Annotated in this window: 18 protein-coding genes; 10 read left to right on the forward strand and 8 right to left on the reverse strand. The window is 65.7% G+C overall.

The annotated features are described in order from the left end of the window. The 3 genes from Q0562_RS07295 to Q0562_RS07305 all read right to left on the reverse strand — a co-directional run. Positions 1–187, reverse strand: a 187-nt coding sequence (locus Q0562_RS07295) for a hypothetical protein (protein ID WP_298643090.1), incomplete at its 3' end; no start/stop codon positions are given. After that, the gene (locus Q0562_RS07300) at positions 187–1056 is read right to left on the reverse strand and encodes a pirin family protein (protein WP_366144731.1); all 870 of its coding nucleotides are present in this window, start codon (positions 1054–1056) and stop codon (positions 187–189) included. The genes Q0562_RS07300 and Q0562_RS07295, both read right to left, overlap by 1 nt. A 37-nt stretch (positions 1057–1093) precedes the next feature. Then, positions 1094–1330, reverse strand: a complete 237-nt coding sequence (locus Q0562_RS07305) for a DUF896 domain-containing protein (protein WP_298643094.1) — start codon at positions 1328–1330, stop codon at positions 1094–1096. Positions 1331–1432: 102 nt separating this feature from the next. On the opposite strand from Q0562_RS07305, the gene Q0562_RS07310 reads away from it, so the two are divergent. The 7 genes from Q0562_RS07310 to dksA all read left to right on the forward strand — a co-directional run bounded on the left by Q0562_RS07310 (position 1433) and on the right by dksA (position 7309). Further along, on the forward strand, positions 1433–2308 hold the full coding sequence (locus tag Q0562_RS07310) for a LysR family transcriptional regulator (RefSeq protein WP_298643096.1): 876 nt from the start codon (positions 1433–1435) through the stop codon (positions 2306–2308). Between the two features lie 173 nt (positions 2309–2481). Continuing rightward, a complete protein-coding gene (locus tag Q0562_RS07315; protein ID WP_298643098.1) occupies positions 2482–2901 on the forward strand; it encodes a rhodanese-like domain-containing protein in 420 nt (139 codons plus the stop codon). A gap of 148 nt (positions 2902–3049) precedes the next feature. Beyond that, positions 3050–3307 (forward strand): glutaredoxin 3, encoded by a 258-nt coding sequence (grxC, locus tag Q0562_RS07320; RefSeq protein WP_298643100.1) that lies wholly within the window; start codon positions 3050–3052, stop codon positions 3305–3307. Between the two features lie 12 nt (positions 3308–3319). Next, the gene (locus Q0562_RS07325) at positions 3320–4567 is read left to right on the forward strand and encodes a lipoprotein-releasing ABC transporter permease subunit (RefSeq protein ID WP_298643101.1); all 1248 of its coding nucleotides are present in this window, start codon (positions 3320–3322) and stop codon (positions 4565–4567) included. A 3-nt stretch (positions 4568–4570) separates the two neighbouring features. After that, entirely contained in the window at positions 4571–5272 is a 702-nt protein-coding gene (locus tag Q0562_RS07330) for an ATP-binding cassette domain-containing protein (protein ID WP_298643103.1), read from the forward strand. Positions 5273–5387: 115 nt separating this feature from the next. After that, positions 5388–6773 carry a chloride channel protein gene (locus tag Q0562_RS07335; RefSeq protein ID WP_298643105.1) on the forward strand — a complete coding sequence of 462 codons (1386 nt, stop codon included), beginning with the start codon at positions 5388–5390 and terminating at the stop codon, positions 6771–6773. 113 nt (positions 6774–6886) lie between these two features. Continuing rightward, positions 6887–7309, forward strand: coding sequence for an RNA polymerase-binding protein DksA (gene dksA, locus Q0562_RS07340; RefSeq protein WP_298643106.1), 423 nt, complete (start codon positions 6887–6889; stop codon positions 7307–7309). A 152-nt stretch (positions 7310–7461) separates the two neighbouring features. Here dksA and Q0562_RS07345 read toward each other — a convergent pair whose 3' ends face one another. Then, positions 7462–8280, reverse strand: a complete 819-nt coding sequence (locus Q0562_RS07345; protein WP_298643108.1) for a class I SAM-dependent methyltransferase — start codon at positions 8278–8280, stop codon at positions 7462–7464. A 330-nt stretch (positions 8281–8610) separates the two neighbouring features. Here Q0562_RS07345 and Q0562_RS07350 point away from each other — a divergent pair, with 330 nt between their 5' ends. Genes Q0562_RS07350 through Q0562_RS07360 form a run of 3 tightly spaced genes read left to right on the forward strand, consistent with a single transcriptional unit; the run spans position 8611 to position 11039 of the window. Beyond that, complete coding sequence (locus Q0562_RS07350) at positions 8611–9447, forward strand: nucleoside recognition domain-containing protein (RefSeq protein WP_298643110.1); 837 nt, start codon at positions 8611–8613, stop codon at positions 9445–9447. Beyond that, on the forward strand, positions 9444–9908 hold the full coding sequence (locus Q0562_RS07355; protein ID WP_298643111.1) for a YjiG family protein: 465 nt from the start codon (positions 9444–9446) through the stop codon (positions 9906–9908). Before Q0562_RS07350 ends, Q0562_RS07355 begins: the two co-directional genes overlap by 4 nt. Positions 9909–9917: 9 nt before the next feature. Further along, a complete protein-coding gene (locus tag Q0562_RS07360) occupies positions 9918–11039 on the forward strand; it encodes a M20 family metallopeptidase (RefSeq protein WP_298643112.1) in 1122 nt (373 codons plus the stop codon). Between the two features lie 55 nt (positions 11040–11094). On the opposite strand, the gene Q0562_RS07365 is transcribed toward Q0562_RS07360, so the two are convergent. The 4 genes from Q0562_RS07365 to Q0562_RS07380 are packed head-to-tail and all read right to left on the reverse strand — an operon-like array spanning position 11095 to position 16391. Further along, a complete protein-coding gene (locus Q0562_RS07365; RefSeq protein ID WP_298643113.1) occupies positions 11095–12291 on the reverse strand; it encodes a beta-ketoacyl-ACP synthase in 1197 nt (398 codons plus the stop codon). Continuing rightward, positions 12288–12764: a hypothetical protein gene (locus Q0562_RS07370; protein WP_298643114.1), complete on the reverse strand. Its 477-nt coding sequence runs from the start codon at positions 12762–12764 to the stop codon at positions 12288–12290. Before Q0562_RS07370 ends, Q0562_RS07365 begins: the two co-directional genes overlap by 4 nt. Next, on the reverse strand, positions 12761–14008 hold the full coding sequence (locus tag Q0562_RS07375; RefSeq protein WP_298643115.1) for an NAD(P)/FAD-dependent oxidoreductase: 1248 nt from the start codon (positions 14006–14008) through the stop codon (positions 12761–12763). The genes Q0562_RS07370 and Q0562_RS07375 overlap by 4 nt, the downstream gene beginning before the upstream one ends. After that, complete coding sequence (locus Q0562_RS07380) at positions 13995–16391, reverse strand: hypothetical protein (protein ID WP_298643116.1); 2397 nt, start codon at positions 16389–16391, stop codon at positions 13995–13997. The genes Q0562_RS07375 and Q0562_RS07380 overlap by 14 nt, the downstream gene beginning before the upstream one ends. Between the last annotated feature and the right edge of the window lie 45 nt (positions 16392–16436).

The following is a 16436-nucleotide window of genomic DNA, read 5'->3' on the forward strand; positions in this document are numbered from 1 at the left end:
AGCGAAACCCAACAACCACGCCGCCTGAGCGAAACCCAACAACCACGCCGCCTGACGCGAAGCCCACAACCACGCCGCTTGAACGCGAAGCCCGTAGCCACGCCGCCTGACACGAACCCAGTAACCACGCTGCCCGGCGGCCACGCACAAAAAAACCGCCCCGGAGGGCGGTTTTCTTGTCGCGCATCAAGCGGCGAGGTGGCCGAATTTGCCGGCGTTGTAATCGCGGATTTTTTCCAGGATTTCTTCGTGGGTGTTCATCACGAACGGGCCGTAGGCGGCAATCGGTTCGTCAATCGGCACGCCGCTGAGGAGCAGCAGTTTGCCGGCCTCCGCTCCGGCGCTGAGGCGGATTTCGTCGCCTGCGTCGGTGAAGGTGGCGAGTTCGCTGGCGCGCAGGGTGTCGCGGCCGTTGACCATCGTCTCGCCGCGCAGGGCGACCAGGAGCAGGTTGTGCGTGGCAGGCACCGGCAGGCGGAGGTTGCCTCCGGCTTCGAGGTCGATTTCCCACATGTTCAGCTCGCTGTGGGTGTGCGCCGCGCCGTGAGTGCCGTCGAGCTCGCCGGCGATGATGCGCACGTTGCCGCCGTCGCGCCGCACCACGGGGATGTCCGCCGCCTGGATGCTTTGATAAGCAGGGGCGGTGTTTTTCTTCGCCGCCGGCAGGTTGACCCACAGTTGCACCATTTCGAAGATGCCGCCGCGTTTGCTGAACGCTTCGCTGTGGAATTCTTCGTGGACGATGCCGTTGCCTGCGGTCATCCATTGCACGTCGCCCGCGCCGATGATGCCGCCGCCGCCGTTGCTGTCGCGGTGCGCCACTTCGCCTTGCAGGGCGAGGGTGACGGTTTCAAAGCCCGCGTGCGGGTGGGCGCCGACGCCTTTCGGGGTCTTGGCTTCGTTCGGCGCGAAGTGCTGCGGCATGGCGTAGTCGAGCATGAGGAAGGGGGTAGTGTATTTGTCGCCCTGCATGTGGTTGAAGAGCGGGGAGACGTGGAAGCCGTCGCCGACCCAGTGGCGGGCAGGAGCGCGGTGGATGGAGCGGATGTTTCGGATCATGGTTTTTTCCTTGTTATATGAATGGGTTATGCGGTTAGGTGTACTGCACCAAGCCTGCCGCTTGTGCCGCGCGCAGTTTGCCGGGGGTCACGTCGCGGCCTTCCGGATCAAGCACGGTGGCGGTTGCGAGCAGGCTGCCGAGCTGGCCGCGAATGGCGGCGAGGTAGCGGCGGCGCAGGGTGTCGCGTTCGGCAGTCTCGGCGGCGGTGAGCGCGCGAGTGCGGCTCAGGCGGGCGAGGGCGTTAATTCTGTCCAGTTCTTTGATTTTCATCGCTTTATTCTCCTGTTAGTGCCAGCGTGTGGCGATGGGGCGCATTGTAGGGTGTAGGCATTTATGGAACAATCCAGCTTTTTCAAACCGAGAGTTGCATTTATGGAACGTGTTGACCTGAACGATATGGCGCTTCTCGTCGCAACGGTGCAGGCGGGCAGCCTGAGCCGCGCCGCCGAGCAGTTGCGTCTGCCGAAATCACGCCTCAGCCGCCGCCTGACCGCGCTGGAAGCGGCGCTGGGCAGCAAGCTGCTCGACCGTGGCCGCAGCGGCGTGCGCCTGAACGAGCTGGGCGAGGATTTTTTTCGCCGCGCGCGGCTGATGCTGGATTGCGCGGAGCAGGCGGTGTACAGCGTGCGCCAGTCGCTGGACGAGCCGCAGGGGCTGCTGCGCCTGTCGCTGTCGCTGGAAATGCAGCGTCTTTTTCTCGAACCGCATCTCGCCGATTTTCTCCGCCAACATCCTGCGGTAACGCTGGATGTCTGCGTGGAAAACCGCCGTGTCAGCCTGATTCAGGACGGCATCGACATCGCCCTGCGTGTCGGCGCGCCCACGCAGGATGATGTGGTGGCGCGGCGCATCGGCACACTGGATTTCGGCCTTTATGCCGCGCCGGATTACCTCGCTGCCCACCCGCCCATCACGGTGCCGCAGGAGGTGGCGCAGCACCCGCTGCTGCACAAGGGCGACGGCAGCGACTGGCGGCTGCTCAACGGCGCGCAGCGGCACAGCATCGAGGCAGGCAAACGGGTCACGGCGAACGACGCCTTCCTGCTGGCGCAACTGGCGCGCGACGGCGCGGGCATCGCCCTCCTGCCGAACCTGCCCGCCCTCACCGCGTTCCTCGTCCGCGTCCTGCCCGACTGGGCGACGGAACCCCTGCCGCTGCACGCGCTTTACTTCAAGAATCGCGGTTTTGCCCCGGCGGTGCGCCGTTTCGTGGACTGGTTCTCGGCGGTTTTTCAGCGGGAGGTGTAGGAATGCCGCCTGACACTCCCAGCAACCACGCCGCCTGAGCGAAACCCGGTAACCACGTCCGCGATCCCGGCAAGCGGCGATTTTGCCCGTTGCCCGCAGGGGGCCGGCATAACAGTAGGGAAAGTGCGGGCAAGCGTCTATAATTCCGTCCTTTTCAACCCACGGACCCAACCATGACCTTCGGACAATTCTTCGCAGACAACCTCCTCATGTTCCTCCTCTTTTTCGCCTGCATCGCCGGCATCATCTTCTTTGAAATGCGCGACCGCAACGCCGCCGGGGAAAAGGTCGGTAATGCCCGCGCTGCCATCCTCGCCAACGACAACGGCACGATTATTGACATCCGCCCCGCGCCCGATTTTCATCAGGCGCACATTGCCGGGGCGAAGAATTTCCCGCTGGCCGATCTCGCCACTCAGCTGGGCAAAATCCGGAGCGCGAAGAACCGCCCGCTCATCGTCTATGACACGGACGGCATGAGCGTCAACGCGGCAGCCAAAACTCTGCGCGCCGGCGGTTTCGAGGCGATTTTTGTCCTTGAAGGCGGCATCAACGGCTGGCTGGCGGAGAATCTCCCCGTTGTCAGCAAATAACCCTGACCTATTCCAAAACGCAATCTGGCGGCGTTGGCGCGCCTCGCCGTACTTATCTGTACTGTCTTCGCCGCGCCGCCTTGCCAGCTAGCGTTTTGGCATAGGTCATCCTCCCACATTCACCATCTGCACACATACGAGGCTTCCCATGCAACCCGTCACCATGTATTACAAACCGACCTGCCCCTACTGCCAGCGCGCCCACGCCCTGCTCACCGCCAAAGGCGTGCATTACGAAGGCATCGACATCAGCCGCGAACCCGGCCGTCGCGACGAAATGATCAAGCGCGCGCACGGCCGCCAGACGGTGCCGCAAATCTTCATCGGCACGACCCACGTCGGCGGCTGCGATGACCTCTACGCCCTGGAAGACGCGGGCAAGCTCGACACCCTCCTCGCCGGTTAAACGGACAGCATCATGCAACTCCTGCCCTTCAAAATCGGCCTGCGCTACAGCTACGCGCGCAGCGGTGCGCGTTTCATCGGCCTGAACGCCATCCTCGCCGTCATCGGCATCACCATCGGCATCGCCGCGCTCATCGTCGTCCTCTCCGTCATGAACGGCGTCGTCACCCAGGTGCGCGACAAGATGCTCTCCATGACTTCGCACGCCATGCTGCGCAGCGACGACGGCACCGGCGTTATCCCGCCCGAATTCGATCCGGCGCAGTACCTTGCGGGGCGCTCCGAACTCGTCGCCTACGCACCCTATGTGCAGGGGCAGGGGCTGATTGGCGACAGCGAACGCTTCCAGGGCGTCGTCCTGCAAGGCGTGGATCCCGCCGAAGAAGGCAAGGTCTCGAAAACCTTTGCCAATCTCGACCCCGAAATCAGCAGCCAGCTGCAAGCGGGCGATTTCAACCTCATCCTGGGCGAAGTGTTGGCCAAACAGATCAACGCCAAACCCGGCGACAAAGTCACCATCATCGTGCCGCAGGTCACGGCGAGCGCCGCCGGCCTCCTGCCGCGCATCAAGCGTTTCACCCTCATCGGCACGTTCAGCAGCGGCCACTACGCCTTCGACAACGGCGTGGCGCTGGTTAACCTCAAAGACGCCGCCAAACTGCTGCAACTGCCCGACGGCGTGACCGGCTACCACATCATGCTGCATGACCCGATGCAGGCACCGCTGCTGCGCGATGTGCTGAACCCCGAACTGCCGCCCGGCGTCTATGCCAGCGACTGGAGCCTCGACAACGCCTCCTATTTCAGCGCGGTGCAGACGGAAAAACACGCCATGTTCATCATCCTCTGCCTCATCGTCATGGTCGCTGCCTTCGGCCTGCTCTCCTCCATGTACATGGTCGTCACCGAAAAACGGCGCGACATCGCCATCCTGCGCACCATGGGCATGACGCGGCGGCAAATCGGCCGCATCTTCCTCACCCAGGGCCTCACCTTCGGCGCGCTCGGCACCGTGCTCGGCGTCAGCCTCGGCATCCTCATCGCCATCAACGTCCCCGCCATCATGGCGTTTCTGGAAAAACACACCGGCTACGCCCTGCCCGCGCAGATGTACTTCATCAACGAACTGCCCGCGAAAATCGACCCGGCCGTCATCAGCGGCATCAGCATCGTCACCCTGGTGCTGACCCTGCTTTTCTCCATCATCCCGGCGATGATGGCCGCCCGCACCGAACCCGCCCGCGCCCTGTCCCACGAGTAAACCATGAGCGAAAACGTCCTCACCGCCAGCAACCTGCACTTCGCCTACCACGGCAAAGGCGAAGACCTCACCATCTTGCGCGGCACCGACCTTGCCCTCGCGCGCGGCGAAACCGTCGCCGTCGTCGGTGCCTCCGGCACCGGCAAAAGCACCCTGCTGCACGTCCTGGCCGGCCTCGACACCCCGCAGCAGGGCGACATCACCCTCTGCGGCGAAAACCTCAACCGCGCCGCCGACAGCCGCCGCACCCGCCTGCGCAACCGCCACATGGGCTTCGTGTACCAGTTCCACCATCTGCTGCCCGAATTCAGCGCGGTGGAAAACGTCGCCATGCCGCTGCTCATCCGTGGCGACAAACCCGCGCAGGCCTACCGGCAGGCGGGCGAACTGCTGGCAGCGGTCGGCCTCGGCGAACGCCTCAAACACCGCCCCGGCGAACTCTCCGGCGGCGAGCGGCAGCGGGCGGCGATTGCGCGCGCGCTGGTCAACCGCCCCGACTGCCTGCTTGCGGACGAACCGACCGGCAACCTCGACCGCGACAACGCCACCCACGCCTTCGCCCTGATGAAAAACCTCATCGGCGAGCAGCACGGCGCGATGATCATCGTCACCCACGACATGGAACTGGCGCGGCAAATGGACCGCTGCCTCTACCTCGTCGGCGGCAAACTGAGCGATACCCCGCCGCCTGCCGCCACCGCCTGAAACGAACAACGCCCCGCCAGCGGGGTATTTTTCCATCCGCCCTCCGCTCTGGAAAAGAGAAATCCCATGCGCCGCCATGCCCCACCCCTGAGGCGCGAAGAAGCCTGAACCGCCCATGCCCGTCCCCGCCGGGCGCAGAACCCGCCTGCGCTATTACCTGCACCGCAAACTGCGCCAATCCTCGCGCATCTCGCGCAAAAGCCTCGAATTGGCCTGCCTGCTGATTGGCGCGACCCTGGTCGCGCTGGTCTCGCTCGCCTTCGCCACCCTCGCCGATCTGGCATTGGGGGCAAACGTGTGGTGGGCGGGGCGCTGGCCGCTCATGCCGTGGTTCATCCTGCCGCCCGGCCTCGCCGCGCTGGTCTATTGCACCAACCGCTACGCGCCCTGCGTCGCGGGCAGCGGCATCCCGCAAGTCATCGCCGCCATCAGCCTGCCGTATGGCGCGGACAAGGGGCGGCTGGTCGCGCTGCGCCAGACCCTGTGGAAAATCCCGCTGACGTTTCTCGCCATGCTCATCGGTGCCTCCGTCGGCCGCGAAGGGCCGTCGGTGCAGGTCGGCGCGGCGGTGATGCTCGCCTGGGGTGCCTACTGCCGCCGCCACCGCCTCGCCTTCGGCGGCTTCAGCGCCAACGAACTGCTGGCGACCGGCGCGGCGGGCGGCCTCGCTGCCGCCTTCAACGCCCCGCTCGCCGGCATCATCTTCGCCATCGAAGAACTGGGGCGCGGCCTGCACCTGCAATGGCAGCGGCGCGTGCTGCTCGGCGTGCTTGCCGCCGGCTTCATCCTCGTCGCCATCAAGGGCAACAGCCCCTATTTCCCGCGCTACGGCGGCACGGGCAGCGCACCGCTCGCCTGGATCATCCTCTGTGGCCTCACCTGCGGCCTCGCGGGCGGCATCTTCGCCCGCCTGCTCGCCAAAGGACCGGCGGGCTACGTGCCGCCGTGCTGGCGCGCCCGCCTGCGCCGCCACCCGCTCATCACGGCCTTCGCGCTCGGCCTGCTCCTCGCCGCACTCGGCACATACAGCCACGGGCAAACCTACGGCACGGGTTACCAAACGGTGGCGGCGGCGCTGCACGGCATCCCGCCCGAACCGGCGGGCACGGGGCTCGCCAAACTCGCCGCAACCGTCGCTACCTACTGGACCGGCATCGCGGGCGGCATCTTCACCCCCGCCCTCTCGACCGGTGCGGGCATCGGCAGCGCCCTGTGGCTGCTCTCGGACGGCAGCGTCGCGCAGGGCCTCATCGCCCTGCTCTGCACCGCCGCCTTCCTCGCCGCCGCGACGCAGTCGCCCGTTACCGCCAGCGTGGTGGTGATGGAAATGACCGGCAGCCAGCCGCTGCTCATCTGGCTGCTGATGGCGAGCCTCATCGCCTCGTGGCTGTCACAGCAAATCCAGCCCAGGCCGTTCTACCACTATGCCGCCGCCCGCTGGCGGGAGCGGGTGATGCCGGCAGGTGCGGATGCCAGCGGGCGTGGCCGGGCGCCGTCCTGAAAAACCCGTGGCCGGGGTGCCCCCATCGGGAAAAAGAAAAACGTTTACAACGCCGAAGTGCTTCGCTACCATGCGCCGCCAATTTCCAGAGCCCACAACGGATGGTAAAAAACATGAAAGAATACAAGGCGAAAACCCACTACACCCCCGCCAAAGGTGAAGAATACATGAGCGACGGCCAACTGGCCTACTTCACCGGACTGCTTGAAAACTGGAAGGCGGATATTCTTTCCGACAGCGACCGTACCAAAGAACATCTGCGGGATGACCGCACGCCCACCGCCGATCTCAATGACCGCGCCACACAGGAAGAAGAATTTTCCCTGGAATTGCGCACCCGCGACCGCGAACGCAAGCTGCTGCGCAAAATCGACAATGCCCTGGAACGCATCGTCCGCAAGGATTTCGGCTGGTGCGAACGCTGCGGCGAGGAAATTGGCCTACGCCGTCTGGAAGCCCGCCCCACCGCCGAACTGTGCATCGACTGCAAGGAAATCGCCGAACGGCAGGAACGCAACTTCCACGAAGCGCATTGAGCGACAATGCCGATAAAAAACCCGCGTCAGCGGGTTTTTTTAGTGCCTGCAAACATCACGCCCCAAAAGGCCGCCCCCGCAGGCGGGGCGGGCCACGGGCCTTCGACAGCGTTTCCGCGCCCGCCGCCCGCGCCGGGTTGCGCGTTTCCGGCCTACGGCAGTTTCACCCGCACGATACGCTGATCCAGCCTGCTGCCCGCGCCGAGGGCGTAGAGCAGGCGCAGGAAGAGCGGATAGCGTTTGCTGCAGGTTTTACTGAGCAACTGTTCTTCCGCCAGTTGCAGGCCCGGCAGCCAGTTTTCCAGTTCGCGGCACTCTTTCACCGACCATTTCATTTCCGGCGGCGGTTTGTCCATGCTGCCGAGGGCGTCGTGGCGTTTGGCGCGGCCGACGAGGATGGTCGGGATGATGTCGAACACCAGCTCCGCCTGCGGCAGGTGCTGCGCAAGGGTCGCGAGCCAGGCGCGCACTTCGTTTTCCTCAAAGTACATCAGCACGCCCTCGCAGAGCAGCAGCACCGGTTTGCCGTGCGCGGCGGCGCGCGCCATCCAGTCGGTGGCAAAGAGGGAATCGCCCAGATAGATGTTGCCGGTTTCCGGCAGCAGTTCGCGGCGCAGGGCGATGACTTCGGGCAGGTCGAGGTCGTACCAGGCGGTAATGGGCGGGCGGCCGAGGCGTTCGTAGCGCGCATCCAGCCCCGCACCGATTTGCACCACCACGGCATCGGGGTGGGCGGCGATGAAGTGGCGCGCCTGTTCGTCGAACAGCCACGCCCGCCCGCAGCAGCCCGCCTGCGAGGCGGTGGCTTTGGCGTATTTGCCGAAATCGTAGTCCAGGCGCGCCAGCATTTGCGGCGCGACGGGGTCACGCAGCAGCGGCGCGGACTGCTGTTGTTCGACTGCCTTCGCCCACAGCGGGATGAGCAGGGTTTCGGACAGGGTGGTGAGGTCAAGGGCAACTTTGTCGGCCATGGTGTTTCCTTCCAGTCAAGAGAGATTCGCAATTGTACGCTGTGTGGATATAGCTTGCCGTTATGCTAAAAAATGGTAATATCGGCCCTGTATTTTCACTTGTTTACACGGAATTCCCCATTTCGACACGATGTCAATCCTGCGCGGGCCGCCTTCCGGCGGCAGTCGGTGTCTCACGTTATCTTTTTGTTATTGCAGAAAATATTTTTTCTCCGACACTGGACTTTTCCTGTCCGCATCCTCAATAATGCGCGGGCGCGATTGTTTTTTCGCCAACGGTTCACAGCTTTTCCACGCTGTTTGTTGTTCATTTATCGTCATGAGGTGTTTATGCAGGAAAATCCTTCTCCCGCCGCACCGCGCAAAGCGGGTGTCGGCGCCTATATCGCGTTGATTTTCGCGGTGGTTTTCTTCTCCGGCATCAGCGTCAGCGGGCCGGTCAAGAATTTCGGCACAAAAATCGCGCAGCAGCTGAATGTCGAGCCAAAGAAAGTGCACGATATTTTCAGTGTCTTCGACTTCAATACCCTGAACGGCAAGTTCGGCAAAGTCGTCATCCCCGACGCCAAAGCGAAAGAGGCCAAAGCCAAAGATAGCGCGGCGCAAGACGATGCGGCAAAAGCCGCGCCCGCCTACACCACCGGCAATTTCAGCGGTGAAGGCGGCGTGGGCGCGCGGCAGGGCTTCATGTTCGCCCTGACCCTGGTGCCGACCACCCTCCTCGCCATGGGCATCATCGCCGTGCTTGAACGCTACGGCGCGCTGGAAGCGATGCGCCGCCTGCTGCAACGCATCCTGCGGCCGCTGATGGGCATTCCCGGCGACACGGGGCTTGCCATGATTGCCAGCTTCCAGTCCACCGATGCGGGCGCGGCACTGACCCGCGCGCTCTACGACCAGGGGCAGATCAACGCGCGCGAGCGGGAAATCTTCTGCATGTTCCAGTTCAGTGCGGGCGCGACCATCACCAACTTCCTCGGCTCCGGTGCGGCACTCCTCGCGCTGACCTCGGTTGCCGCCGACGGCACGACGCAGGGCGTGCCGACCACCATCGGCATCTGCTTCGCCGTCCTCTTCCTCTTCAAGTTCTTCGGCGCCAACCTGATGCGGCTGTATCTCAACTTCGCCGACCGTAAAACACCGGCACAACCGGAGAATCCGTCATGAGTGAACAAAACGAAAAACCGATGATTACCGACGTCTTCGTCAGCGGCGTGCGGCGTGGCTGGGGCATCGCCACCGGCAGCATGCTGCCGAACGTGCTGATGGCCTTCGTCCTCATCTACTTCCTCAAACTGACCGGCATCCTTGATCTCATCGGCAGCCTGTGCGGGCCGGCGATGCGCCTCTTCGGCCTGCCCGGCGAGGCGCTGATGGTGCTGCTCGCCGCCTGGCTGTCGATGGGCGGCGGCGTCGGCGTCGCTTCCAGCCTGTTCGCCACCGGCACCCTCAGCCTGCACGATGTCGCCGTCCTTGCCCCGGCGATGTACCTGATGGGCTCGCAGGTGCAATACATCGGGCGGCTGCTCGGTGTGGTCGGCGTACCGGGCAAATACATTCCGGTGATGGTACTCATCTCCGTCATCAATGCCCTGCTTTCCCTCGTCGTCATGCAAATCCTCGTCTAGGAGTACATCATGAAAAAAGAAACCTTCCTTGAACACTTGAAACCCTTCATCAACACCGACTGCGGCAGCTACCAGCCGGAAGGCGTCGGCAAAATCGCCGACATGCTCACCGACAAATACACCGCCCTCGGCTGGCACGTGACGCGCAAACACCTGCACGACGAAGTCGGGCCGGGGCTGCTCATCACCAACCGCAAGAACCCCGACCACTACGACGTGATGCTCATCGGCCACATTGACACCGTTTTCCCCGCCGGTACTGCCGCCGCCCGCCCCTTCAAGGTCGAGGGTAACCGCGCCTATGGCCCCGGCGTCGCCGACATGAAAAACGGCGTCGTCGCCATGTATGCGGCGCTGTCCGAACTCGACCCGACGGTGCGCGACAAACTCTCCATCGCCGTGCTGCACAATCCGGATGAAGAAATCGGCTCCATCCATTCCGACCCGTGGATACTCGAAGAAGCGAAAAAAGCCGCCTATGTCCTCGTCTGCGAATCCGCGCGCGCCGACGGCTCGCTGGTGAACCGCAGGAAAGGCAACGCCACCTTCATCCTCAATTTCCACGGCATCGCCTCGCACGCGGGCAACGATCCGGAAAAAGGCCGCTCGGCGGTCGTCGAAATGGCGCACTGGATTCTCGAACTCGGCAAGCACAACGACTACGCGAACGGCACCAGCCTGACCGTCGGCCTGGTCAAGGGCGGCAGCGCCAGCAACGTCGTCCCCGACAGCGCCGAAGCCACCCTCGACATCCGCTTCTGGGACAACAACAAATACGACGAAATCAGGGCGCTGCTCGACAAACTCGCCGCCAAACCGTTCGTGGACGGCGTCCGCGTGGACATCACCGTCAAATCGCAAAAACCGGCGATGGTGATGAACGCCGGCACGGAAAAACTGATGCACTTCGTCGAAGCGGCGGGCAAAAAAATCGGCCTGCCGATTACCTGGCAGGCGGTCGGCGGCGGCTCGGACGCCAACACCACCTCGGCGCACGGCATCCCCTCGCTGGACGGCTTCGGCCCGATCGGCGCCTGCTTCCACAGCGACAAGGAATACCTGGAAATCGACAGCATCGAACCGCGCGTCGCCCTCCTGAAAGCGACCATCGAAGAAATCGCCGCCGCCTGACGTCAAACGGCAGCGCCCGGCACAAAAACGCTTCCGCTGCGGCGGAAGCGTTTTTTTATGCGCCCGCGCCGATGATGAGCGCCGTGTTGTTGCCGCCGAAGGCGAAGGAAGTACTCAGCGCGAGGCGGCGGCCGGCGGGGAAGCGGCTGTTGCTGTCGCTCAGGCGGATGGGCGGCAGGGCGGGGTCATAAGCGGGGCAGCGCGCGTCGGGCAGGCGGCCGTCGGGGTTGTCGCGGCGCGAGGTCACGAGCCAGCACAAGGCGGCTTCGAGGGCACCGGCGGCGGCGAGGGTGTGTCCGGTGAGCGTTTTCGTCGGCGTGCAGGCGGTGTGTGGCAGGGTGGCGGCGACGGCGTGGGCTTCCATGCGGTCGTTCTGCACCGTGCCGGTGCCGTGCAGGTTGAGCCAGCCGATGTTTTCCGGCGCGAGACCGGCGTGGTCGAGCGCGGCACGGATGGCGGCGATGGCACCCGCACCGTCGGGACGCGGCGAGGACATATGGTAGGCGTCGCTGCTTGCGCCGTAGCCGCAGAGGATCTGCGTGTCGTCATCAAGCGGTACGCGGCTGGCGACGAAGACGGCGGCGGCTTCGCCGATGTTGATGCCGTCGCGCGCGGCGGCAAACGGGCGGGCGCGGGCGGCGGAGAGGAGTTCCAATGCGGCAAAGCCGTGCATGGTCAGCGCCGAGAGGGTATCGACCCCGCCGCAGATGACGGCATCGGCCGCGCCGCTGCCGAGCAGGCGGGCGGCGCTGATGAGGGCGCGCGCGCCGGAGGTGCAGGCGGTGGAAATGCCGTAGGCGGGGCCGCGCAGGCGGCAAGCGGCGGCGGTGAAATCGGCGGGGGCGGACATGCGCTGTTTGGCAACGGAGAAGCCCGCTTCCGCCCACGACGTGCCGTGCGCATGAGCGGTGAGGGCGGCGCGATTGGCATCGCCGCCGCTGGTCGAGGTGCCGAGGACGACGGCGACGCGTTCGGCGCCGAAGCGGGCGACGGCGGCGCGGATAGTGGGCGCCATCTGGCAGAGTGCCTGCCAGAGCAGGCGGTTGTTGGCGGTGTGGTATGCGGGCGGCAGGCCGGCGGGCAGCGGCTGCCAGTCGTGCGCGGGGCAGCGGCCGACGGCGAGACGGCGGCCGGGCAGCCAGCCGTCTTCGTCAATGAGCGGTTGCGCGGCGGGATCGTAGAGGGTGGCGAGGGTGGCGGCGGTGCCGTTGCCGAGGGCGCTGATGAGGCCGGGGCGGTGCAGGTAAATCATGGGCCAAGCGGTGCGATATGCCAGTCGCCGGCGGCGGTGTGCAGCAGGAAGCCGGGCGTTTCGTTCTCGACGCGCAGCCAGCGGCGGTTGCGGTGGTAATAGCTGTCGCCCTCCCGGCGGATGTGCGGATAGGCGGCGGGGTCGTGCAGCAGCATGAGGGCGGTGAAGAGGGTGCGGGCGCGGCGGTTTGGCGGCAGGAAGCCGTCGTTGTGCCAGGCGCGGCCGTCATAGATTTGCCGCGCCAGCGGCGCGCCGAGCGGGGTAGTCTGCACCCAGCGCCATTGCCCGTCCTGATAATGACCGACGATGAGGCTGTCGCCTTCCCCGGCGGCGCGGGCATGGTAATGCAGCTCGGCGGGCGCGGCATCATGCGGGGCGGCGAGCGGCAGCGGCGCGGCGCAGGCGGTGAGCAGCAGGGCGAGGAGGAGGGCGGCGGCCGGGCGGCGGCCCGGCAGACAGGGAGCGGCGGTCATGCCCGTCCGCGCACGGTTTCAGCCAGAGCGGCGAGGCGGCGTGCGGGTTTAGCGACGTAGGGATTGGTCGTATCCCAGGCATAGCCGGCGAGGATGGCGCAGATCATGGCGCGGATGTCGGGGTTATCGTCGCTGGCGTAGATGACATCCTGGAAGCTGCCGTCGTACCAGCCGAGGACGTAGGTTTTGAACGCTTCCACGCCGATGGTAAGTTTGGCGGCATAATCCTGGGCCCAGTCCACCGCCTCATTGCGCAAGGTGCGGGTAACGGCCTGGGCGGCGAGTTGCGCCGACACGAGCGCCACGGTGACGCCAGAGGAAAAGACGGGATCGAGAAATTCGCTGGCGTTCCCCAGCAGGGCGTAGTGGTCGCCGTAGAGGGTGCTGACGTTGGCCGAATAGCCGCGAATGCTGCGTATCGGCATGCCGTTATCCCAGTCGGCGTCTTTCAGGAAGCGGGTAAGCAGCGGCACATCGGCGGCAGCCGTTTTGAGGATGCTTTCATTGTCAGCGCCAAGTGCGGCAAGGCGCGCCGGTTCGCCGACCACGCCGATGGAGGCGGTACCGTCGGCGAAGGGGATGAGCCACAGCCACACGTCCCGCAACTGGATCGGGGTGGAGATGAGGATCTTGTTGCGGTCGTAGGCGGGGTCTGTGATGTGGTCTTTGATGTGGGTAAAGACGGCCATGCGTTCCGGCAGTACGGACGGGCGTTCGAGGTCAAGGAGGCGCGGCAGGACGCGGCCATAGCCGCTGGCATCGAGCACAAAGCGGGCGTGCACGGTGTAGCGGCTGCCGTCTTCTGCCTGCACGCTGACTTCCGCGCCGTCGCCGGTGTCGCGGTAGGCGGTGACTTCGTGGCCGAAGCGGATTTCTGCGCCCTGTTTGCCGGCTTCTTCAAGCAGCACCTGGTCGAAATCGGCGCGTTTTACCTGATAGGTGACGCCGGGGCCGGCGGTGTATTTCTGGGTGAAGTCGAAGGCGGTGTAGCGCTCGCCCCAGGTGAAGGCGGCACCGTTTTTCATCTGGAAGGCGCGGTTGGCGGCGGCGCGCTGCACGGCGGCGGTCATTTTCGCCTCGCTCAGCACTTCCATGCAGGCGGGCAGCAGGCTTTCGCCGATGACGAAGCGCGGGAAGTGGCTTTTTTCGAGGATGAGGACGTTGAAGTTTTGCTGGCGCAGCAGGGCGGCAGCGACGGCGCCGGAAGGGCCGCCGCCGATGATGAGGATGTCACGGGTTTCCATGGGGTTCCTTGGTGGTGGGTGGGAAGAGCCAGGTGGCGAAGGTCAGCGAGAGGGCGATGCCGATGGCGACCGTGGCGCCGAAGGCGGCAACCGCCGGGGTGGCGGACAGGGCAAGAATACCGAAGCTGGTTATGGTGGTCAAAGCAGCGAGCAGCATGCCGCGATAGCGTATGGCGGCAGGCGCGCCGCCGCTTTTGGCGTACACGGCGTAGTCCACGCCGATGGCGCTGATGAGCAGCAGGCCGAAGGCGGCGAAAAGGCTGATGGGGATGGCAAGCGCGCGCAACAGGGCGACGGTGGCGATGGCGGCGGCAAGCGGTACGGCGAGGATGCTCAGGCTGTCGCGGCGGTTGAAGCCGGCTGCGCGCAAGATGCCCCAGGCGACAAGGTAGGAGGCGAGTTTCAGCCACAGCGCCTCGCTGCGCGTCGCGCCGAACAGGGTATTCAGGCGGGCGCGGCGGTCGTGGTAGCGGATGGCGTCGCCGTCGGCTAGGGCGGCGAGGGCGGCGCTGTCGCGCACGCCATAGAGGGTGACGCGGGTGTACAGCCGCGCGCAGTTTTCTTGCAATCGCCGCTTGAAGCGCAGTTGTTGTGATGGTGCAGCGGGTATGGGTTGCAGGTCGGGCGGGAAGGCGGACAGCGGCGGAATGTAGGTGCAGGATGGCGGGTTGACGCTGCCCAGATAGTGCCCCTGCCAGCGTGCGGCGAGCGGGTTGTCGAGCTGTGCGGCGATGCCTTGCGGGGCGGAGGGGTGGCCGCGTTGCAGCCCGTCGCGGATACTGTCGGCGGGGATGCCGAGGTCGGTCAGCGCCTGCCACGCCGCCGGTTTGGCGGCGAGGTCGTACAAATCGTCAAGGGTCGCCGCCTGTGCGTCCTTCGTCCACACCCACTGGCTGATGGCGCTGTAATCCTGTACTGCACCTGCCGCTTTGGCGGTATCCAGTTTCGCTGCCAGCGCCGCGTCAAGACGCAGCAGCGCGTCTTCGTCCGTCGCGTACAGCAGGTATTGCTGCGCGGCAGGTTCGACCCCGCTGATGCGCGCCACCTCCGCCGCCTGTTGCAACCATTGCGGCGGCAGGGCGACCCACTGGCGGATGTCGTCCTGCCAGTCACTGTGCCACAGGCCAACGGCCAGCAGGGCGATGGCAGGGATAAGCAGCACCCGGCGGCGCAGGGCGCGGCTGCCGCGCAGCAAGATACCGGCGAGGCGGCCAAACGCGGGGTTCGCGCGCGGACGGAAGCGGCGGAAAAGCGGCGGCAGCGTCCACAGCGTCGTCAGCCAGGCGGTCGGCAGGGCGGCGAGGGCGAACACGGCGCTTTGCCGCAGGATGGGCAAGGGCGTTGCCAGCAAAAAGGCGTAACCGGCCAGCGTTATCAGCAGGCTGATGAGGAACGGACGGCGCAGCGCGGCAAGGGCGCAATCCGCCTGCCAGTCCGGCGCGGTACTTTTGCCGAGCCAGTGCAGCGGGAAATCGAGGAGGAGGCCGATGAGGCTGCTGCCGATGACCAGCGTCAGCAGATGCACGCTGCCGCATAGCGCGACCACGGCAGCGAGGCCGCAGACGAGGCCGCAGGCGAGCGGCAGGGCGATGAGCAGCACGCGCGCGCGGCGGAAGACGACGCCGGCGAGGAGCAGGGTCAGCGCCGCACCGAGGGCGGACATCCAGCGCCCTTCCGCTTCGCCCGCCTGCCGGCTGCTGGCGGCAAACACCGCCGTGCCGGCGACGTGCAGGGTGGCACCCTGCGCGGCGGCTTGTGCCGCGCTGTGCTCAATCAGCGGGATGAGGCGCGCCTCGCCGAGAATGTTCGGTGCGTCAGCGAGGGTGGCGCGGATGAGCAACCAGCGTTTGCCGTCTGCCTCGCGCACGAGGTAGCCGTCGCCATCGGCCTGCCAGTGCGCGGCGAGCGGCGCGGGCAGGAAACGGCTGAAACCTAGCCAGTCCTCCTGCGGCGGCAGCATGGCGACGGCGAACGGGTTGGCCAGATCGGCGGCGCGGGCGGCGAAATAGGCGGCGGGGTCGTCATGCAACTGTTGCCGCGCGGCGGGCGGCAGGGCGAGGAAGCCGCGCTGGAAAAAAGCCGCGCGCAGTTCGTCCAGTGGCGGCGTGCGCGCAATGGCGATATCGGCAACGAGACCGCTGGCCTGCCAGTCGCGGACGACGGCCTGCGCGGCGGGCAGCGGTGCGTCGGCACCGACGAGCAGCAGCAACTGCCGCCCCTGCGCCGCTTCCGCCGCCTGTAACAATGCCTGCTCCCGCGCGGGCAGGGCGGCATCAGGCGGCAACAGCGCGTCCATGTCGCTGGCGGCGAAAGGCGCGCGCACGGCGAGAAACAGCGCGGCGAGAAGGCTGAGGATGAGGGGGAACAGGGCGCGGGGCATCATGGGGTGGGGGGCAGGGAGGACAGAAGGGCGGGATTGTATGCCGCC

It is taken from the genome of uncultured Cardiobacterium sp., assembly GCF_938028825.1.
Classification (GTDB): domain Bacteria; phylum Pseudomonadota; class Gammaproteobacteria; order Cardiobacteriales; family Cardiobacteriaceae; genus Cardiobacterium.